The sequence below is a fragment of the Xenorhabdus miraniensis genome (assembly GCF_002632615.1).
Genome location: NZ_NITZ01000006.1, coordinates 98,875 through 119,582 on the forward strand (window position 1 = coordinate 98,875; position 20,708 = coordinate 119,582).

The following is a 20,708-nucleotide window of genomic DNA, read 5'->3' on the forward strand; positions in this document are numbered from 1 at the left end:
GCCCCTTATTTATTGATACTTTTCGCGAAATCCATCAGGTAACTATCTGTAATGCGCTGGCGCAACATCATGTTTTCCAGTGGCGGCACAGGGGTATAGTCATAATCGATGGTCAGTTTGCCGGTTTTCAGGGTGTCTTTATCGTTGATTTTGTCGTCATACCAGCAACGACCATCAATGATGTAACCACCTGCTTTCAGCTCGCGGAACTTGGCATTGATACCTTCGATAATGTCGCGAACTAGCGATGGAGTCAGCGGCTTGTCGATTGCCCACATATGCGCGTCAGCCATGGTGTCAGCCAGAACCTGAGCGGTACGGGTGTAGCTTTCGAATGGGAACAGTGAGTCCTCAGAATCAGAGCCAGCACAAGTGCGTGAACCCCAGAAACGAAAACCGTTTTTGCGGATCAGTGTTGTGATGTGATTCTGGTTCAGCAGATCAGCCTCAGTTCCAGTCGCTTGCAGATCCCAGAAGACATCGGCAGACAGACCCGTTACACCGTTAACACCTACGTTGGACAATGTTTTGTGCCAGCCGGTCTCTTCGTCGATTTTAGCGCGCAAGCCCAGTGCATAAGCCGTTGCAGGTGCGATAACTTCACCTTTATCCCATCTCAGGAAATCAGGCCAAATCAGCATTACCTCACGCTGACCGAAGTTTTCACGATATTTGATCGCTTCAATGTAGGTCTTGCAGCCATAAGCGCTGACATACGCCATTGCTTTCAGTTGCTTGGCAATAACGGCCAGTTCAGCGGCCACAGCTTTTGAATCCAGACCCGGAACACCCAGAATGCGAGGTTTAACACCGAGCTGGCTTTGCGCAGCGAGCAGTGCCTGCATACCCGTTTTCTTGCCTTCTGGAGTAACCCCACCGATGATATTGTTACTGGTTTTTTCTTCAGTTTCGCCCTCAGCCACACGAACCACGACAGTGACAGGTTGTGCCTGTGCTGCGATTGCTTTCAGTGATGCGGCCAAAGTGCCTTTTTCACCAGCTTTACCAATGGCGCTCATAACGTCAGTCAGTAATACCGGTGTGTCTAATGGAAATGTTTTTTCGTCTGCGTCAGGTGCAGTACAAACCATACCTACGATAGCGGTGCTAACGGTAGTGATGGTGCGCGTACCTTCTTTGATTTCCTGTACACGGACGCCGTGATGATAGTCTTGTGCCATGATTAGCGGTTCTCCTGTTAAGGTGTGCTGATATATTGGCGGATTAGGCGAGGGAAATCATTCGATTGGGGATGTGTGGTTGGAGGTACAAATGTGGCTTTATATTTTTATTAATAATCAATTAGTTAAATTAGTATTTAATTGATTTTTGGTTGTAGTTGGGGAAATTGATGGTTTGGTTGGGGTGAATTCTTTATTGGTTAAATAACCACCTTATATTGATTATTTATTGAGCGATAATTAGTTCAAAATTTATCCTTTTCGGTATTGTTCGGTGTAATTTTAACTTTTGGTTATTTTTTGACAGGCTAAAGTGACTTATTTTTGTCATTGAGTTTTGGTTTTCAGGGTATAAGAAGTGGGATCTTTGCTTGGATCGTAGGGATCCAGAGATTTTGAATAACCTCGGTTTAACGGAAACCCGAAACCAGGCCCAGAATGCGGTGCCGAGTTCACGGAAGGTGAATGGGAAAGCGTTAGCGGAGGATGTGACCCTGAATGCGGGAGATGTCCAGGGAGAACCCCGTTTTAACCAGACGATAGACTTAACCGGATTAAGCAGTGATCGCTATTACCCCGTATGGTGGCGGTTTCCATCCAATGACATTGGGGCTAATCCATGGTTAACCATACATCGTAATTATGCGGAAGATCGAGGAGATAAAAACCCGTTTGGGAAAGAAACACACCTTGCAGGTTTGTTATTACAAATAGAAGGTGGAGATAATCCATGGGGTGGTGATGCTCACTATCTGAATATAAAGAGAATTAGTCAAACTTATCGTAACACGGTCAAAAATATTCGTTATAAAATGATGAGTATTGCAAGACCTCTCGATGGTAAATTTCCTCTTTTACATAATCTGAAATCTGGTGATATCACTTATTGTGACGTATTGAGTGGTTGTTATTTACGTGGCGGTTTAACCTACCATGTGACAAGTAATTTTTCCGGTATCTATTCTTCCAATAAAGAAGGAGAGGTTGAAATAAGTAGTTGGTCAAATAATCAGGATAAGGAAATCAAATGGATGGTAAAATCCTATGCTATTGGTGATCTCCTGTTAGGAAAAGAATACGACGATACTGTTTTGCCTTATGCCCATGATTATGCAGAAACCATCAATTTGGCTAAGAATGCCTATCCAATCACAGGTGGAAAGCTAAATGGAGAATTAGCAGCTTCAAATGTAGTTATATCTCAAGGTGATGGAAGGCAACATTTTGCTCTTAGAGATAATGATGGAAAAACACGTGCTTATATATATAAGGATAAAGGTGGTGACGGAATACATGTTAATAATGGTTACGATGGTGGAGGAGAGTGGGTTTTTTCTAAAAGTGGGGAATTAATTTGCCCCGGTACAATAAATTCTTATTTAGCGCATACTATTAGACATACTGGTTATGGTAGAGTTAATTTTGTCCATCAAAACACCGGAGACTATATATACTTAGAAACTACTCAGGATGGAAAAGGTATATATTTTGTTCAGAGAAATCAAGGTAACCAAAATCAATGGGTATTGAATTTTCCTCAAAAGAATGGTGTTGTTGCTACAACTGATGATGTTGCTAATATTAGTAATATTCCTGTTGGTACTCCTTTACCATGGACACAAGCTAATCCGCCGTCTGGCTATTTGGTTTGTAATGGTCAGTCTTTTAATAAATCAACTTACCCTAAATTAGGCTTAGCCTATCCATCAGGAAAATTACCAGATTTGCGGGGGGAATTTATCCGTGGCTTGGACGCAGGGCGAAATATAGATTCAGGACGTAATATTTTGTCATGGCAAAATCAAATGGTACAAAAACATAGGCATGTTAATGGATATGGGGGGAGAGCTCATGCCTTTGGGTGGACAGATAATGCTGGTAAGGCAGGTTCTTATCATTCTGATTCTAAACAACGATTGGTATTTACCAATGATGGCTCAGATTTTGATGGTTTCAGTAATAATGGAATAGTTGGTAATGAAACTCGTCCTCGTAATATTGCATTTTTATATATAGTGAGAGCAGCATAATGAAATATACAACAGATATTAAAACACCAAAATTTGATGAAAATGGTTTTGCAACTTCTAATGGCTGGGTAATGGTTTATCGGGCTAATACTGAAACAAGAGAATATATTTTTGCTGATATGGAACGTATTGTCATTGGTGTCGGTTTATCTGCTGGCGCTTATTTAGACGCACCTGAAATACCAGATTCCACTGATATTGCTGTTTGTCGCAGTGAAGATGAAAAGTCATGGATTAATGAACCAGATTATCGTGGAAAAACTGCTTATCATATTAAAACCCAGCAATCCCATAAAATACAATCAATTGGAGAATTATCTTCTGAATTAACTCTATTAGAGCCTAAGACTTTATTTGATAAATGGGATGGAAAACAATGGATAACGGATTCTGATGAAAAACAAAAGCATGATTTACAGCAAATAGAAAATCAAAAACAATCACTGCTGCATGAAGCTGAACAAAGAATTATTCAGTTGGAGCGTAAAGTTCGACTTGATATGGCTTCAAAAGAGGAAATTTCACTATTACACAAGTGGGAAGTTTATAGTGTTAAATTGATTGATCTTGATATCTCTGATATCAAAGAACTTAACTGGCCTAAAAAACCAGAATAATAATCAGGGGCGTAATGCCCCTTTCTGCTCATTATTAACAAAAATTCATTGGATGTGTTTTTTATAAAAATAAAATTTAATCAGCTTTGACATCCCAGTGATTTTATTTGTCTTTCTTTCTTGATGAATTTTTTTTATTAAATTAATCCATTTATTTACCGTAGCTTGACGGTTATACTCTTCGAATCTATTTTTACCATTTAACACCATAGATAAATATAAATCAGGTTGATTGATTAAACTGTCTACTGCTTCTATAAACTGCTCTGGTGTTTTTGCGATTAAATAATCTAATTCATTTAATCTTATCGCTCGCATGGATGGTTCATCGTCACAAATTAAAGGGCAACCCGCGTTCCAAGCATTAATGAGCTTGCTTGCAGGTTTTCTTAAAAGATCTAAGCTACCATCATTTTTTCTAAAACTTATAACAATATCCATATCTGCATAATTACACCAATCTTTGTATGGGGTTATAAAATTAACTCCTCTTTTTTTTAATTCTATTTTCATATTCTCATCTGAAAAAAAATCAGGCAATGCATTTTTATGCCCGAAAAAACCTATATTTTTTATTTCATGCTTATTTTTAGCTCTAGGCTTTAATCCTGGTTGCGGCCAGTGAGGTATGAAAATTTTCCCATTTTGGGCTTGTAATGGGTTTTGGACAATAATGTAATTAGAACCAGAAACAGAAGGTCTATCCGCTTGACATATTATAGTCTTACCTCTCCATGGTTTTGTTTTAAAACTAAAATCGTCATAGTGTAATAGATTTATAGCATCTTCACGAACTTCATTGGTTAGTGTAATATACAAGCAATCAGCATAATAATATTTTAGGTTAATTAAAGTTTGAAGAACCCAGCACGCCTTTCCTTTGCGATAATACCTATCTTCAATTAAATCTGGATTTGTTTTTTTATTTATTATCTCTTCAAAATCATAAGCACACTCTGATATGAACTTATGATTCAAAACTCCATTAACAATAATTTTATCCATTGAAAAACCATTTTGTTAATTTAAATTTAAAATATATTATCATGTTATAAGCAAATAATCCATTCATATATTTTATGTAACCTAAAGACCTATAAATCAGCAATGACTTAAATGTTATACTAACCATCTATGTTCATAATCCTGGATAATTTACTTACCCAAGACTATCTTATAAAACATCAAGCAGCTTTAACGATATATAAAAATGCAATATTACGAGGACGGGTTTCATTTCCGCCAGTCGCTGCAGTATTTCCATTAGTATTTGTAGCACCCCAGCCACCTCGACCACCGGATTCTCTTTCAAATGCTCTAGTAAACACTCCAGAATGAGTATGGCTTTGTATACTACCCTCTTGATAAGACAGAACCTTTCTTCCCGGATCAACATTACGTCCCGTGTAGCGGTATAGTAGTTACGGACACACTCCGGTTGAATATGAACAGCGGTGGGAAGAGGCTAAAATAGTGTCCGGTATTTCTTGACCTCTACAGACTGTTTAACAGCACCAAAAATCAACTGGCCTGAAAAACCAGAGTAACAATCAAGGGGCGCGTAGCCCCTATTTCTATTTCGGCTGCTCCGGCCATTCAATATCGGGTGCAGTAGCGCAATCCACCCGATTGAGCAGTACTCGGTATTTACGCCATGCGATTAATGCGGATTTTTCTGTGTCGGTGGCGATATCCAGATCGACGGCGTCCTGACAGATATCAATGTGTTCGGCTGCCGTTCTCAGTAATTGCCGTTTCTCAGATTCTGCCTGTTGTCTCTCATGAGCCTGTTTTTTATCCGCATCGGTCACCCATCGTTTACCATCCCATTTATCAAATGCTGTAGTAGGTGCGGCTGGCGTTGTGTCCGACGGATAGTCACCGAGCACTGTAATCACCAGTGCGGCGCCCATTTTAGTGTTGTAGACCGTTTCCCCTCGATGATCAGCAACGTATTCCCACGCTGATAAATTCTGCGAGCGGCAAATAGCATAACCCTCTTTACTTTCACCCGGTGCATCAACACACGAGTGAGCAGGGATGCCGACACCTACGGGCAAGAACTCCACAGATGTAGAACTATATTCCCGTGTTTCGCTGTGATAGTTATAAACAGTAATATCACCCGCTACAGTGGCGATCATATTTTTGTTTAATTTTGCAGTCATTATGCGGCCCTTACAATATAGTTAAATGCGATGTTTCGCGGGCGTGTTTCGGCCGCAACAGAAAATCCACCATAAACGCTGGAGCTATATGTTCTGAAATAATTACCACTCCACAATCCAGCGTTATTTCCGACTGGACGTTGTGTATTTGTTAGATTCAACGCAAAATTTGACGATTTATTATCGTCAAAAACAGTTGTGATCCCGGTTTCCGCTATGCTGTTATCACCGTTACTGGTTGGTAATGCATGAGAATGGTTCTGAAATGCGTGATTTTGGAGGCTAAGGAGCACACGTCCAACATCAACCTTTCTGCCATCATCCCACCCACGAATAAATTCCCCTCTCAAATCCGGTAATCTTAATGAGGGATACACTCGCGCCAGTTCAGGATATTGTGTCGCGGTAAATGTAGCGCCGTTACATTTTATCCACCCAGCAGGAGGGGTTGCCAATGGCCACGGAATAGGCACACCAACAGGTAATGCTGAGCCTGCCGTTAAACCGAGGTTTTTCACAAACTCATTTTTGTTTGGAATATCTGCACCGTTCTTGTTTTTCTCCAAACGTGTATTGGCATTATTATTTGCATTAACCGCATTCTGATTTGCTGTGTTAGCTAAAGATTTAATGTCATTTACTTTAGTGTTAGTTTCGTCTTTGTTATAGGCACCAACATCTGCTGCGTTTAATGAAATATCAGCATTCAGCGCCTTACCGTTCACTTTACGTCCCAAAGGAACTCGACCATTGGCATTATCGTTTGCGGCTTTTGCCTGTGCCTTGGCTTCATTCACTCGCGCATCAGTTTCGGCTTTGTTATACGCCCCAACATCCGCAGAATTCAGCGAAATATCTGCCGACAGCGCCTTACCATTCACCTTACGACCAGCCGGAACTCGGCCATTAGCATTATCGTTTGCAGCCTTAGCCTGTGCCTTGGCTTCATTCACTCGCGTATCAGTTTCACCTTTGTTATACGCACCAACATCACCCGAATTCAGTGCAATATCCGCCGATAGCGCCTTACCATTCACCTTACGCCCAGCCGGAACGCGGCCATTAGCATTATTATTCGCCGCATTAGCAAAATCATACGCCGCCTTCACCGCTTTTGGCGTTGCTGCATGGGTTTCGCTATTACTATCCACCGCGCTGCTCAGGATGACAAATCCCTTCTCTTTCAGCGTTGCGTCAGGATGGTTACGGCTGTTCGCGTGTTTCTGAATGGAATCATCCACATATTCACGCGTAGCCAAAATCACAGCCGGGTCAACTTTCAATGTCACCGCATTAGCGCTGCTGACAATCAGAATCATGCGAATGGTCTGGGTACGACCAGAACCTTCCTGCAATTGGGGTTTGTAGGTTTCCGCGCAGTTACCCACCGCAATCAGAATGCCATCTTTGTCAAACAAGCCGATTTCACGGATCCACCAGCCACCTTCGTTTTCAGGAATAACCTGTTCTGCAATGATTTGGTTGGTGTTTTTCGGATCGATGCTCAACGTGTTAATTGCCGCACGACGTTTTTCATTAATCAGTTTAGTCTGTTTAGTGTCTGGTGTAGGCAAGCTGCCACCACCATCACCGACGGCCATATGGGTAATTTCAATTTTAGTACCCAATGCCGCAGCATTTGCCAACTTATCTGCGCCTAACTGTGTCAGCAACGCAAAATATTTGGTACTCATGGTCTAATCCTCATGTCATCAATAATATGTATGCCCGCGCCCACAAATTCTGAGCCGGATACGGTCACTTGTTCCGGGAAATAAGGGTAAACTGTCAGTTCGTCACCGCTGTATGTCGCCGCCGAGTAGTGATATTCACCGCGTGTATCCAGATTGATATCCAACCCAATCAAATGTCGGCTGACTGGCTTGGCATCAAAAATCAGGTTTTCCAGTTCCTCGAACATTTCATGGGTGATACCGCTATCCAGTACACCAATATCCAGTCGGAAGGTGCCCGGCGCATCGTTGGTCTGCCACCACTCTTTGACGCGGATAAGATAACCCAAAGGCTCAACAACCCGCCGGATCGCTCCGATCGTTCCTTTGTGTTTGTGCAGGAACAACGAGCTTTTGATCACCTCCCTCTTGGTGCTCTCAGACCAGCGTTCGTCCCAGCGATCAACTGACCATGCCCAGGCCAGATAAGGCAGAAGCGATGCCGGACAAGTGTCTGGGTTCCACAGCTCACGGAGCGGAACTTTAACTTTCTGCAACTCAGCGCAGGCTTTAGCCGCCGCAAGCTCTAGCTGAGTTGAACCCACCGGCAGAAGGCGATCACTCATCCGAGCCTCCCATCGTCAATGTGGTCTTGGTGCAGTAAGAAGCCTGAGTTTTATCCAACACCACGTCTTTCAAGGGGGCTTTCAGTTCCACTCGCTGGACGCCTTCCACATGCAGTGCGGCATAAATCGCCGACAAACGAATGTCACGTCCCAGACGATGCTGTGCTTCAACATAGCGTTTTAGTTTTTGTTCAGCCGCCTTGCGTATAGGTTCTGATTCCGGTGTCGGGAAAATGTACAGCACCGCATCAATTTCATATTCCACAATGTTGGCAGACTGAACTTTCAATCGATCCGCTACTGGACGCACGTTTTCGTCGTTCAGTGCTTTTTCGACTTTTTCCAGTAGCTCTTTGGAAGCGACGCCTTTGTCTTCACGGGACATAATGGTCACTGTGACGTTAGCCGGTGATGGGCTGATTGCTGAAGCATCCGCAACACGGCCATCCGCACTGCGGGCATGGTACTCATAAGCACCGACCGGACCGGCTACGCTCAAGCCTTCAAAGGCCTGCGGAATGCGTACGCGGTAATCATTGTCAGACTCCATTAACGCAGGTGTCGGTGGTACGGTGGAGTTATCCGCAGGACGCAGAATCATGCGGGATACATTGTTGTTTGCACCCAATTGATCCAAATCGCTGCCTGTTGAATAGGCTACCATCACTGCCCGAGCGGCTTCGTTAACTCTTTGACGCAAGAGCAATTCACGATAAACGTTCTCTTCCAGCAACTTGACCAAAGGTTCGGACTCCAGTTGCAAGGTACGAGCAATAGCCTCTTGCTGATCTTCCGGATAGAGCGAGATCAATCCTTTTTTGCGCTCTTCCAGCAGTTGTTCATAATCCAGTGGCTCAACCACATCCGGTGGTGGCAACTGGCTTAAATCGATTGTTGGCATTGCTTACCTCACCGGAATCGAAAGTGAAAATTCTTTGGCGGATTGGTGATAAGTACCTGTAATATCCACCACCATTCTGCCGTCCTGTAGGGTTTCCATCGTGATGGACGTCAGCGTCACACGTGGCTCCCAACGGCTGATTGCGGTATAGCTGGCCGCCATCACCTGAAGCCGGAGCGCCGGGTTCTGTGGCCAATCGATCAGTTCCGGCAGTAAAGAGCCGTAGGTGCGACGTGCAATACGACTGCCCACCGGGGTTAATAAAATATCGCTGACGGATTGCCGGACATGAGCCAGATCTGTCAACTCCCGGCCCGTCTGCCGGTTCATTCCCAGATACATCATACGGGGCCTCCTGATGTGTCACCGCCTGACCTGATGCCAGTGTGTTTATGGGAATCCACGACCACACCATTGGAACTGAATGTGCCTCCGGTGTGTTCAATATTGCCCGTCATTTTGCCGCCGTTGCGCACAATCAAGTTGCCTGTGCTCATTAGCTGCGTACAGATGACTTCCGGTGTATCCAGCGTAATTCGGGTGCTGGCGACACAAGTGATTTCCGGCGCGGTAATATGGACGGAATCCGATGCAGTCACTGTCGCGGTTTTAATGCCAGTCACAGTCAATGCGCCGGATTGCGGTTCATACTCCATCACGGCACCGTCCGGAAACTTGATATGCGTCGCTTCGGGTGATGTGGATGGAGCCGGAAACTCATCTGAAAAAATCGCTGGCAATACAAAGGCGGTGGTCAGTTCTCCGCCTATGGACAGTAATAAAACCTGTTCACCGACACTGGGCGCCCACCATGTGCGGGAGTTTCCCGCTCTGGATGTCAACCAGTGCAGCCAGTTGGTTTCAAGATTGCCTGTCGCGACACGGCACATTCCCTTTGTGGTGTCCACTTGGGTAATGACGCCGGTTCGGATCAGGTTGCGCAATAAGCGCATCAGTTCAGTGAGTTGTGTGTTCATGACGTAAGAATGCCATGAAAAAGCAGGCCAGACATTAAACCAGGCTTGTAAGAAACAACATACAAATCCAGAGATAAAATCGTTTTAAATCAATGAAATAAAAGCCTTGCTTCAGAATGAAAAAAGGCTTTTCGCTATCTTTTGAGTGGAACTGAAAGGCATTAAGACAACATGCGATCATTCTGGCTTGCACTGCCGGACAACATCACGCACATACTGTTGCAAATAGTCTAATTTGGCCTGGTCGCTGATGATTCCGGCTCGGACATCGTAAATAGTGCGTCCAGCTTTTGCAGTGAATTCGACTTGGGTTCCATCGCCCACGCTGCGGGCGCTGGTATCTCGGTTTTGGGTGAGCTGACAGGTAGCAAGGTTGGTGGCGGCGATTTGCACCCGCCGATGACCAGCAGCAATGTCAGCACGTAAAGCCGAATTTTCTTCGGTGACATGAGCTAATTTCCCTGAATAATATTCATCCAATTCTGCAACCCGATTTTGTGCAGTTTTCATTTGTTGGATGGCAGCCAGTGTTTCTGAACTCACTTTTTGGTTAATGGCAACAAGTTGTGCAGCATTTTTTTGTTTCAAAATGGTTATTTCATCCAGAAACAAGGAGCGATGCCCCCACCAACCAAGATTAATGCCAATTATCAAGCTCACAATTAAAGGCATTTTTTTCATCGCACCTATTCCCAACGTACCTATTCCCAACTTAATTCCCAACAAATTTGTTCAGCCTCCCGGTTACAAATCTTTCGGTGCTTGATTTATCAGCTCACTGACAATCTTGGCTGATTTTGACGCAGGTTCTAATTCCAGATTTTCCAGGATGTTTTTCAAGATCAGAGTTCGTTTCATCTGCTCCCGACGATTGAGACGATAGGTTAAGATGCCGAGGGAAATGCTGGCAAACGCGCCAAGCACAAAACTCCACTCATATAAAGAAAGGCCGGAAAAAATGGCAGTGGTACTGGCACAGGCATAGGTGGCGTGGCTGTATTTATCCATACATTCCCCTTAATCCCAAAGCTGGATCATGGGCTTGCTGGCAGCAGGCATAAATTCCGGCATTTCAACTTTCGTTCCATGAGGCAATACCGCGCCAAAATCAGCCAGCCCGGGATTTGCCTGTAATACACGTTCAGTCATTCCCAACGTGCGACCATAATGGCGCCAACAAATGGCATCAATCGTTTCATTTTGTTGTGCGATAACTTGCATACACTCTCCTTTTTCTTTGCAGAAAATAGTCAGTAAATCGGAGAGTTATGATCGAATAATCGGAAAAATGCCTCAATGAGATGAGATTGTTAGGGGAATAATACAAATGAATAGCAATTTTGTTGATTTCAGTAAGCACAAAAGGCAGGAAATAGCGCCTGCCTTTTGTGCTGTTTTTTTATCTTATCAAAATCTATTCGGAGGATATCTATGAACCGCCATATTTAATCCGGCAGCCAGCTATCATCCTCCCAGACGTTTTGAATAAGTTCCATGATGTGTTCTTGTTCGCTGCTTTTTTTTGTCCCTGTCACTCTTACGGAGGTACTACTACTGACTGCAATTCTAAAATGTGTATCAGGATAGTGTGGTAATACTCTTTTTCTTAATTCATTTTCAAGTGCAGACATAACTGCTTCAGAAACGTTAGCTCGTCTATCGAAAAGTATTTCTACGCGCATCCTTTTCTCCTGCTAAATCTATTCTTCTATCGAACCTGAATTCCTTAACATTTTGTTACTGGCCACCTCATTATCTAACAAGTCACCACTCAATTTACTTTGGTAACTATTAAACCTTTTTTCATAAGGTGCAGATAGCTCCGCTATCCAAACCAGTGCCAGCTCTTTGTCTTCCGCATGATTGCATTCGCAACTTGTTGCCATTCGAGCAATGAAATTGATACGTTGCGCTACCAATGATTCCATAAGAGATTCCACTGATCTATCTGCCTCCATATAAGAAACTGTATGTATATACAGTACACGTAATAAGATTAAATTTAAAGTAGTTTTTACCTTTTCTGGTGATTAAATTTGATAGTTAATAACTATTATCTGCTGTTTTAGCAGAAAAATTTGCCAATTTGGTGGATTTTTCCACTATATGAATTCTATGATCCCGATAACACTTTAACTGTTCATCCGTACAGTTATTGACAGAACTCCAAGATGAGAACTTTTTGCTTCTTTTATAAACAATCCGTTCTGGTGTAGAAGCTGTATTCGTTTTAGGAACGATGTTCCATTGATGAATACGTGTGCAAATAAATTCCATACCGGATAGAAATGGTGATGTCACACCTTGTATGGAATGAACATCTTCACCATAGGGACTGCCAAACGGGATATATTTGTAAGATAAGCGAATAACCAAATCGCGACGAGCAACCCACGGCCCACCCTGTGCTTGAGTATAAGCTGCCCAATTACCTTCATCGGCTGCCTGTAAAACCGCATTAATTTTGGTATCAGACAAATGTATTTCTCTGAGGCGACGTAATTCGCGCCAAACTGAAACCGGAGCACCGCCAATTTGTTGGAATTGCCGAATACGCCAACGACTCGCCCAGGCTGTCACTGATTTTGCCATATCGCGCAAGGATTCGCCGGTTTCATGGTCTTTTTCCTCTTCCAAAGCATAGCCATCAATATTTTTGGAAATGTACTTCGCTATGTAGCCTGTTGCACTGCCTTTATTAGGATCGATCGTCCGATAATCAAAACGTGCCTTTTTAGCTTGCTCATTCTGCAATTCCCCCTGCTCTTCTTGACAGGCGTAACGCTCAAGAATCTCTCTGGCTTGCTGCAAATACTCTGGCAACATGAACAGCACCATATGCCAATGAGGGGTGCCATCATGGTGTGGTTCTACCACACGGAAGCCAAATAGATTAATCCCTGCTCGTGCGAACGCAGCACGAGCTTTTGCCCAGACACTACATAAATAACGTTGAGTATCACGTGGAGTTGTGCCATCCCAAGATTTGACAAATCCTCCCTGACGCTGGACAGCGTGATATTTCGCAGGAGCTGTGATGGTATAAAATTCCCCAACGCAGTTCATTTTATCAGCGATATTTTCGAAACCGCGCATTCTGACCATCAACTCACAACGCCGAATCGCGGGATTGGCATTACTATGAATAACCGAATCTGCCAGAGAAATTCGTTCTCCTTCTTCATTTTCTAAATCAAAATGTTTGAAAAATTCACGATTACGCCGTTTTTGTTCCAGCCATTCCCGCAGTGCTTGCCGTGAAACATAAGGAGAAGCCGCTTGCTGTACCTGCCCGACTGCAATCGCCATATGCTCAGATTGAACATCACGCAGGCGCTTTAAGCGGAAATACCACCAGCGGGCTGACATCATGCGTAACATCCCCGAACAGAGCTGATCTATCGATGGTGCTTTACGCCCACGCTTGAAACGATACCAATAAGGTGGGTTCGTATTACATTGCAAAGTCAGCTTTGCCAACAATTCGTAGAATTTAGCGACACGGGAAAATATCTCATTATTCCCCTCAGAGGAGGTTGATGGATGCTTTTGGGAGTACGCTAAAGAATAATGCTCATAATTGCCGGAAATAAAAACGGCAACTTCATGAGCTAGTTTCAAAAGTTGTTTACGATCATATGTCGCCACCTTTTCCAGTTGCTCAATAAAAGGAAAAGGCGCTATACCAGAAACATAGTGGTTGAATTGGTATCTTTTCTTTACTAATTGTAATCGTGGCAAAACATTTTGCCCGACCGTTTTTCGCAGGAAGGAATTCGCATCACGGCGGCCTGAACGGTGAAAGATATCAACATAACGGCGGCTGAAATATTTCGCCAGAAAGTCCGGCATCTGCCCGATATACTGGTGACGCCATTGGTGATCATCTGCGTTGACTTCCCATAATAAACGTTCTGCCATTGAAACACCCTGCGGTATGCTCGGCTGGAACATAGCTGTTTGTTTGTGATTAGCAATAAAATAATCACCATTATGTTTATTAGCAGTAAGGTCACTATTCATCCATTTCACCCTATTGAAGGTATACGTGTGCCTGGCGTACTCATGCCATATGTCAGCAATGTGTCAAAAAAATGCGTTTAGAAAACCGTATTAATTAGAGCGTATCGGGAGATAGTGTCAGGTACTTTGGGAACTGACTAACAACAACCTTAATATGGTTCATCGCCTTGATCAGCGCTTTTTTTTCCTCTTGGGTAAAGTGGTTGAATTCACTGTCGTGGCGGGAGCGCGGGATATTCGCTAAATAGAGAATGGCGGATAACGCCCGCTTGTTCTCTTCGTAGTGGCTGTCCCTTTTATCACGCATATCAGCAAAAAAACGATTTAACTCCTTTTCATCGTCCCCCCAGTACGTCGCCCGAATTCTCGACAAATGATTCAATCCTTCCAGCCGCTGGCCGAGGTTTATTTGGGCAAACTTTTCTTTTTCAGTATTCGCCATGTTTTCCCTCAACATTTTCCTACAGAACCATTTCTGACCACTCTCAACGCCATTTCTGAAATATTTTTATATGGGGCATAAAGATTGAAATCTGGGCGTTCATGATGCAATATCTCTCATTGGTTTTCAGCTTAACCAATCTGGGCCCATCAAAGGTCTCAATTCAAGAACTTTAATGGGATACTAATAGCTCTTATCTGTACTGTCAATGAAAAATACCAATATTGAGATCAAAATGGGGGCCGATAGTGGAGGAAGACCTGCTATTGAACGTCTTGTCCGCGCATATGGATTTAAGTCACGCCAGGCCCTAAGTGACCATTTGGGAGTTTCCAAAAGCACGATGGCAAACCGCTACCTTCGTGATAGTTTTCCAGCGGATTGGATCATCCAGTGCAATCTCGAAACTGGAGCCTCACTGCTTTGGCTGAGCACGGGTCAGGGAGAAATATTTCCAGATGGAGAAAGTGAAAAGAAAACAGAGCGACTGGAAGATATCATTGCTCCGTCGATTTCTCGTGTAAAGCTGTCAGGAGGCAGGCTAAACGAAGCTCCCCCTGTGATTTTGGATAGCGAATTAATTTCCAAGGAACTCAAAAATCCACTGGTTGTTGATGATGGTTCTGCCTGGTATCTGCTGGATACTCAGGAAGATAATATCCAAGATGGCCTATGGCTGGTGGATATTGAGGGCATGCACAGCATCAAGAAGATTGCCAAAATCCCGATCAGTAAGATTCGTGTCAGTGACAATGATGTCACTTTTGATTGTGCAATCAGTGACATTCAATTTATCGGCCGCGTTGCTCTGGTCATTTCCAGACAATAACAATCCGGCATAAAACGGTTTCCATCAAGGTTATCTCTGTCCATCAGGATAACCTTGATGGCGTTTAATGGTGCTTAGCGCGTTTCACACGTCATGTGAACGCTGAATCCGATACAAGATATGCTCCTTTAATGGGTGATCTTCTGTTAATGCAGGATGGAAAAACGTTTTTTCATCCCTGATCATACCCAACTTTTTCATGACACTCTCAGAGCGATAATTAGAGATAGTCGTGAAAGCAACCACTTCTTCTAACCCAACTTCTGTAAAGGCGAAATCAAGAATTCTACGAGCCGCTTCACAGGCATAACCTTTTCCCCAGAATGGCTTATCCAACCGCCAGCCGATTTCAACAAATCTTCTTCCTTCCAAGCCCGGAGCCACAATCTTTCTGTATCCAATTCAACAATCATGATGCCTCTTGAAATTTAGGGAAAAATTAATCGGTAATAAAAATAAAACTGCCGGGAAATCATACATATTTCCCGGCAGTAAGGCATAACGTTTTATTTTACGAGCAATTATCAAGCGTTATTTTTAGCTTTTGGTTTATCTCCCTGACTATCCCTAATCGCAATAACGCGTTCAATTTCTGGTTTTTTCTTATTTTCAACCTGTTCAGACTGACCAACAAATAACCCACCACGGCGAATTGACATACTTCCGCAGCGGCTGATGCCTCTCAACTCGCCATGTTCCAGAATCTCCAACGTTTCCGCACAACACGTACCTTCAACATGACCATCAATGATGATTTCAGGGGCATTGAGCTCACCTTCAATTTTACCGGCATGCATAATACGAATGGCACCACCTTTCACGCGAATATTACCAATGACTTTACCCCAGATTTGGATATCCCCGTCCATTTCAATATCACCCTTGAATACTGAGTTTTTGGCAACAATGGTGTTGGGACGAATCTCAGCTTCAGGGAGCTTTTTCTCTTCAAACTGTATGCTCTTAACTGGTGTAGTAGAGCTGGCAACAGGTGTCTCAGTTTTTTTTCCAAACATAGCGTTTATTCTCAATTTCATATTTACAAAGTAAAACACTAAGGCTAAAAAAGATAAAATTGCTGTTATGGTACAACTAATATAAGCACCATACAGATAGAGTCCTAATGCGCTCCCCCAAAGGAGCCATAGACTGTATAAAAAAGCGTTATCTGAAAAACGATACTTTTCCATATGTTTCTCGTTTTTTTAGTTTTTTCTTATATTTCATCAGCAAATATATCTACGGATATGCCTTAGCAGGTATAGAAAAAGGGCTGTGAAAACACATCCTAGCATTGTACAAGTATAAAAAACAATCTACGAAGCTATAACAGAGGTATTTATAGCGTTATTACACGGATAAAGTTGCTATTTGAGTTTAACCCTCTGAATTGGAATTCATTTATTCTATATTTATAAAATAAAAAAAACCTAACACGATAAACTTGATCGATAACAACCACATTGGCCAATAAACACATAACAATAAAAAAACAAAATATTAATATATTCGTATCATGTTGAGCATATAGAAAAAACGCGTACTCAATGATTCATACTCATTCATACTTTCATCGTTACCAGTGATTGTTCTGCATCCGTTTCTTACCGCCTTTTTACGGTTAAATAATGGCCTAATTTTGTTAACTATCGTTTCTTCTTATCAAGATATGACTGAATTAACGAACCTGACATTCACATCCACAGAGAGCGAAATGAAATGCCTTAGTAGAAGTAGTAAATTTATGCTTTTGATATGAATGCCATTTTTTTCTTTGACAAGAAAATACAATTGATTTTTGAAATTTAGAAATGATGTCTTAATGTTAACTTGCAAAATGAAATTTACGTAATAATCAGGCCAAAATCCACTTTGTAATTAAAATTCCAGATAATCCATTTTGTTAACTTTCACCACTATAACTATTATAATTAATGCTCGAAAATGATATTAGGTTACGTTGAAAAATCATCTATAATCCATTGGATTTCAACAATTATTCATCTTATTAGCCATTAACCCATCATAGTGGTCATATACACATAAATAATATAATTATCAACGAATTAAAAAGCCAAAACCAAATAATTAATGATATTCATGGTGATAAAAGCCCGTTAAAATAATTAACTCAATAGAATACACTCATTAACATCTGTCACTGTTAACCATATCCTTTTCCCCTAAAAACAATTATATAAAAATCAAACAACACAAGATAAAAAATAAACATAATATGAAAAAGTTATTTTTAATCACAAAAAAAGTAGGCCAGATAAATTTATATCAAAAAAATGTCACTTAAACCTAACACAAATATTTATTTAGATATATAATACCCTAAGTAATTTAATTGATGTTACGCATGAACTTTTAAGATCTTTCAATCCAGATTAAACCTGCAATCTCTTTATCAATAAAGATAATCTGAATGCCATAGGGAAGTTTTTTCTACCATCCATTAATTAATATAATAAATACACCATGCACTCATCAAAAAAAATGATTACTCATGATAAGGAAAATTAGGAGTATTAAATGAAAAGGACGACGGGCTTAAATCAAAAAAGTATTTGTACTATCGAATTAACCATGCCGGATTTCAATATTCTGGAACATAAACAAAGAGGGCTGTACATTTTACTTGATGGAGAAATGGTATGGAAAGATTGCATCAATACTTATCACATCACATCGAATGAGATCCTTTTTACTCATCCGGGTAGCTATGCTGCCAGAACCAATACAGAAAGCTGTCAGGTATTATGGTTACCATTACATATGGAGTTCCTGCGCAGTTTTTTAAAACGTTTTGGTTCATTACTAAGCAAAATAGAGCGGCAAGATTCTCCTGCTTACAGGCTGATTCCTTTTAATCAGTTTCCCCTACTAACGGAAAGCATCCGCGGGCTCGCCAATTTACTGGCTCATGATTACCCGCCAGCCTTGATTCAATTAAGAGTTGAAGAACTGCTGCTGCTGCTTTCCTTGAGTGAACAGGGAGCATTGCTAATGTCTGTACTACGGAAGTTAAGCAATCGTCAGGTAGAACGTTTACAAACATTTATGGAGAACCATTATCTAAAAGAGTGGAGATTGAATGACTTTGCACGCGAGTTCGGCATGGGGCTGACTTCCTTTAAAGAACTTTTTAACAGTGTCTATGGAACTTCCCCCAGAGCTTGGATCAGCGAACAACGGATTCTGTATGCCCACCAATTATTGCTAAACAGTGAAATGAGTATTGCCGACATTTCATTAGAATCGGGCTTCTCCAGCCAGTCCTATTTTACCCAAAGTTATCGACGGCGTTTTGGTTGTACACCCAATCGCGCCAGATATGGCAAGGATTAGTGATCATTTTCTCTGTTTAATAGATCAATGAACGATCGTTTTTATCGATCAATCTTCCTTGATTGATCTGTGCAATCCATTGGACGGCAGTATCCCATCTCACATATAGTCATGGTGACTCATCACTATTCAGAGCCTAACTAGGTTCGCTCCAAGTCACCACCAGGGTTTTTATATTTGCCGTATCTTTGGCCTGCACTTGCCCGTGCAGGCTTTTTTTTAATTACCTCAAGAAAATCGATGCAATTAGCTATCTTTTTTCCCGCTATCTGCACTATAAAAGACCGTACCCAATTTTATCCTTTCACGCCCCGTTGCCAGACGATGCCGGTTAGTATCTCTGAGAGAATAAATACAGCCACAATATTCCTGCTGATAGAATTCTTCACGTTTGCTGATCTCTATCATGCGGGAAGAACCACCGCCTTTTCGCCAGTTATATTCCCAATACATGAGATCAGGATAATGAGAAGCGGCCCGAACACCACATTCATTAATTTGCTGCATATTCTTCCAACGAGAAATACCCAGCGAACTGGTAATCACAGAGAAACCATTTTCATGGGCATATAACGCGGTTCGCTCAAAACGCATATCAAAACACATTGTGCAACGAATACCACGTTCAGGTTCATTTTCCATTCCTTTTGCGCGTTCAAACCAATTATCACGGTCATAATCAGCGTCAATAAAGGGAATACCCATTTGCTCCGCAAAACGAATATTTTCATCTTTGCGCAGTTCATATTCTTTTAGAGGATGAATATTGGGATTATAGAAAAATATTGTGAAATCAATCCCTGAAGCCAGCATTGCTTCCATGACCTCCCCAGAACATGGCGCACAACATGAGTGAAGCAACACTTTATTGTGCCCATTTGGCAGTGGGAGCGGGTTACGTTCATAGTTCAATGACATAATATCCTTTACCTGATTCAGACAATAAAAATCAGGAAGAGAATACCATCCCCTTCCTGTGTTTATTGGGTAGCCATTTTACCCTTTTCTTCTGTATTACGACAATCATGTTACTACAATCCTTGTAAAGGCACTTTATAAAGGCAATCAGATTTCCTGTACTTCTGGCAGAACCTGTCCTCCATCAACAACAATTGTTTGCCCGGTAATATATTTCGCCTCATCAGATGCCAGAAAACAGGCCGCATAACCGATATCTTCCGGTATCCCCAATTCCCGCATTGGTGTGATATTTTTCGCATGATCGAGGAAATCATCACCAAATGACTGTAAACCTTCAGTCATGATCATGCCCGGCATAACAGCATTAATGGTAATACCCTGGCCTGCATACTCCAATGCAGCACTACGCATAAACCCTAACTGCCCCGCTTTACTTGCACCATAGTGGCTGTAGCCTGAAAGACCCGTGATTTCTCCGGTTATTGAAGAAGTGATCACAACACGTCCATAACGTTGCTTTTCCATAACATTCAATGCCGCTTGAACTAAGAAAAATGTCCCTTTGAGATTGACAGTATGAACTAAATCCCAATCTTCAGCGGTCATGTCTTTAAGATAATGTTGTGGAAAAATACCCGCATTAGAGCAAAGAATATCGAGCCTGCCATATTTTTTAACAATCTTATCAATTACACTTTTACATGCAGCCTGATCCGTGACATCAAGAGAAATAAAATCAACCCCTAGCTCTTTAGCGACTGATTCCCCTTTCACGCTATCAGTACCGGCAATAATGGTAATCGCACCAGCTTGCTTCAACACTTTTGCTATGCCCTTGCCAATACCTTTGGTTCCACCTGAGATAAAAGCAATTTTTCCTGCTAAATTAAACATAATTGTTTCCTTTTATATTAATAGATGGAGTTTTTTTATTAGTTTGAATGTAATTTTTTAATATATTTTTTA

The 20,708-nt window shown here is 42.0% G+C and carries 23 protein-coding genes; 4 read left to right on the forward strand and 19 right to left on the reverse strand.

The features are described from left to right. Positions 1-5: 5 nt before the first annotated feature. Entirely contained in the window at positions 6-1,181 is a 1,176-nt protein-coding gene (locus Xmir_RS07840) for a phage tail sheath protein (protein ID WP_099113838.1), read from the reverse strand. A 488-nt stretch (positions 1,182-1,669) separates the two neighbouring features. Here Xmir_RS07840 and Xmir_RS28105 point away from each other — a divergent pair, with 488 nt between their 5' ends. Both Xmir_RS28105 and Xmir_RS07850 read left to right on the forward strand, forming a co-directional pair. Beyond that, the gene (locus Xmir_RS28105) at positions 1,670-3,211 is read left to right on the forward strand and encodes a tail fiber protein (RefSeq protein ID WP_244170890.1); all 1,542 of its coding nucleotides are present in this window, start codon (positions 1,670-1,672) and stop codon (positions 3,209-3,211) included. Further along, positions 3,211-3,828: a tail fiber assembly protein gene (locus Xmir_RS07850; RefSeq protein ID WP_244170891.1), complete on the forward strand. Its 618-nt coding sequence runs from the start codon at positions 3,211-3,213 to the stop codon at positions 3,826-3,828. The genes Xmir_RS28105 and Xmir_RS07850 overlap by 1 nt, the downstream gene beginning before the upstream one ends. Positions 3,829-3,873: 45 nt before the next feature. On the opposite strand, the gene Xmir_RS07855 is transcribed toward Xmir_RS07850, so the two are convergent. The 14 genes from Xmir_RS07855 to Xmir_RS07925 all read right to left on the reverse strand — a co-directional run bounded on the left by Xmir_RS07855 (position 3,874) and on the right by Xmir_RS07925 (position 14,638). Continuing rightward, the gene (locus Xmir_RS07855; protein ID WP_099113840.1) at positions 3,874-4,833 is read right to left on the reverse strand and encodes a glycosyltransferase; all 960 of its coding nucleotides are present in this window, start codon (positions 4,831-4,833) and stop codon (positions 3,874-3,876) included. 569 nt (positions 4,834-5,402) lie between these two features. Continuing rightward, positions 5,403-5,999: a tail fiber assembly protein gene (locus Xmir_RS07865; protein ID WP_208620406.1), complete on the reverse strand. Its 597-nt coding sequence runs from the start codon at positions 5,997-5,999 to the stop codon at positions 5,403-5,405. After that, positions 5,996-7,690 (reverse strand): phage tail-collar fiber domain-containing protein, encoded by a 1,695-nt coding sequence (locus Xmir_RS07870; RefSeq protein WP_099113842.1) that lies wholly within the window; start codon positions 7,688-7,690, stop codon positions 5,996-5,998. Before Xmir_RS07870 ends, Xmir_RS07865 begins: the two co-directional genes overlap by 4 nt. Continuing rightward, a complete protein-coding gene (locus Xmir_RS07875; protein WP_099113843.1) occupies positions 7,687-8,295 on the reverse strand; it encodes a phage tail protein I in 609 nt (202 codons plus the stop codon). The genes Xmir_RS07870 and Xmir_RS07875 overlap by 4 nt, the downstream gene beginning before the upstream one ends. Beyond that, positions 8,288-9,196, reverse strand: coding sequence for a baseplate assembly protein (locus tag Xmir_RS07880; RefSeq protein ID WP_099113844.1), 909 nt, complete (start codon positions 9,194-9,196; stop codon positions 8,288-8,290). Before Xmir_RS07880 ends, Xmir_RS07875 begins: the two co-directional genes overlap by 8 nt. Before the next feature lie 3 nt (positions 9,197-9,199). Continuing rightward, positions 9,200-9,541 carry a GPW/gp25 family protein gene (locus Xmir_RS07885; RefSeq protein WP_099113845.1) on the reverse strand — a complete coding sequence of 114 codons (342 nt, stop codon included), beginning with the start codon at positions 9,539-9,541 and terminating at the stop codon, positions 9,200-9,202. Then, a complete protein-coding gene (locus Xmir_RS07890; RefSeq protein WP_099113846.1) occupies positions 9,538-10,173 on the reverse strand; it encodes a phage baseplate assembly protein V in 636 nt (211 codons plus the stop codon). The genes Xmir_RS07885 and Xmir_RS07890 overlap by 4 nt, the downstream gene beginning before the upstream one ends. A 177-nt stretch (positions 10,174-10,350) precedes the next feature. Then, on the reverse strand, positions 10,351-10,854 hold the full coding sequence (locus Xmir_RS07895; RefSeq protein ID WP_099113847.1) for a lysis system i-spanin subunit Rz: 504 nt from the start codon (positions 10,852-10,854) through the stop codon (positions 10,351-10,353). Between the two features lie 63 nt (positions 10,855-10,917). Continuing rightward, the gene (locus Xmir_RS07900; RefSeq protein WP_099113848.1) at positions 10,918-11,181 is read right to left on the reverse strand and encodes a hypothetical protein; all 264 of its coding nucleotides are present in this window, start codon (positions 11,179-11,181) and stop codon (positions 10,918-10,920) included. Positions 11,182-11,190: 9 nt separating this feature from the next. Continuing rightward, the gene (locus tag Xmir_RS07905; protein ID WP_099113849.1) at positions 11,191-11,394 is read right to left on the reverse strand and encodes a tail protein X; all 204 of its coding nucleotides are present in this window, start codon (positions 11,392-11,394) and stop codon (positions 11,191-11,193) included. Positions 11,395-11,618: 224 nt separating this feature from the next. Continuing rightward, positions 11,619-11,855, reverse strand: coding sequence for a DinI-like family protein (locus tag Xmir_RS07910; protein ID WP_099113850.1), 237 nt, complete (start codon positions 11,853-11,855; stop codon positions 11,619-11,621). Positions 11,856-11,873: 18 nt separating this feature from the next. Next, a complete protein-coding gene (locus Xmir_RS07915; RefSeq protein ID WP_099113851.1) occupies positions 11,874-12,101 on the reverse strand; it encodes a hypothetical protein in 228 nt (75 codons plus the stop codon). 115 nt (positions 12,102-12,216) lie between these two features. Then, positions 12,217-14,196, reverse strand: a complete 1,980-nt coding sequence (locus tag Xmir_RS07920) for a replication endonuclease (RefSeq protein WP_099113852.1) — start codon at positions 14,194-14,196, stop codon at positions 12,217-12,219. A gap of 94 nt (positions 14,197-14,290) precedes the next feature. Further along, positions 14,291-14,638 (reverse strand): DUF5347 domain-containing protein, encoded by a 348-nt coding sequence (locus Xmir_RS07925; protein ID WP_099113853.1) that lies wholly within the window; start codon positions 14,636-14,638, stop codon positions 14,291-14,293. A 208-nt stretch (positions 14,639-14,846) separates the two neighbouring features. Between Xmir_RS07925 and Xmir_RS07930 the strand changes: the two genes are divergently transcribed. Then, positions 14,847-15,467, forward strand: a complete 621-nt coding sequence (locus Xmir_RS07930) for a phage repressor protein CI (protein WP_099113854.1) — start codon at positions 14,847-14,849, stop codon at positions 15,465-15,467. Between the two features lie 84 nt (positions 15,468-15,551). On the opposite strand, the gene Xmir_RS07935 is transcribed toward Xmir_RS07930, so the two are convergent. Both Xmir_RS07935 and Xmir_RS07940 read right to left on the reverse strand, forming a co-directional pair. Next, the gene (locus Xmir_RS07935) at positions 15,552-15,851 is read right to left on the reverse strand and encodes a GNAT family N-acetyltransferase (protein WP_244170892.1); all 300 of its coding nucleotides are present in this window, start codon (positions 15,849-15,851) and stop codon (positions 15,552-15,554) included. A 140-nt stretch (positions 15,852-15,991) separates the two neighbouring features. After that, positions 15,992-16,657 (reverse strand): bactofilin family protein, encoded by a 666-nt coding sequence (locus Xmir_RS07940; RefSeq protein ID WP_244170893.1) that lies wholly within the window; start codon positions 16,655-16,657, stop codon positions 15,992-15,994. Positions 16,658-18,005: 1,348 nt separating this feature from the next. Between Xmir_RS07940 and Xmir_RS07945 the strand changes: the two genes are divergently transcribed. Further along, on the forward strand, positions 18,006-18,821 hold the full coding sequence (locus Xmir_RS07945; protein WP_099113856.1) for a helix-turn-helix transcriptional regulator: 816 nt from the start codon (positions 18,006-18,008) through the stop codon (positions 18,819-18,821). 246 nt (positions 18,822-19,067) lie between these two features. On the opposite strand, the gene Xmir_RS07950 is transcribed toward Xmir_RS07945, so the two are convergent. Then, positions 19,068-19,739: an epoxyqueuosine reductase QueH gene (locus tag Xmir_RS07950; protein ID WP_099113857.1), complete on the reverse strand. Its 672-nt coding sequence runs from the start codon at positions 19,737-19,739 to the stop codon at positions 19,068-19,070. 147 nt (positions 19,740-19,886) lie between these two features. Continuing rightward, positions 19,887-20,636, reverse strand: coding sequence for an SDR family oxidoreductase (locus tag Xmir_RS07955; RefSeq protein WP_099113858.1), 750 nt, complete (start codon positions 20,634-20,636; stop codon positions 19,887-19,889). Positions 20,637-20,708 lie beyond the last annotated feature (72 nt).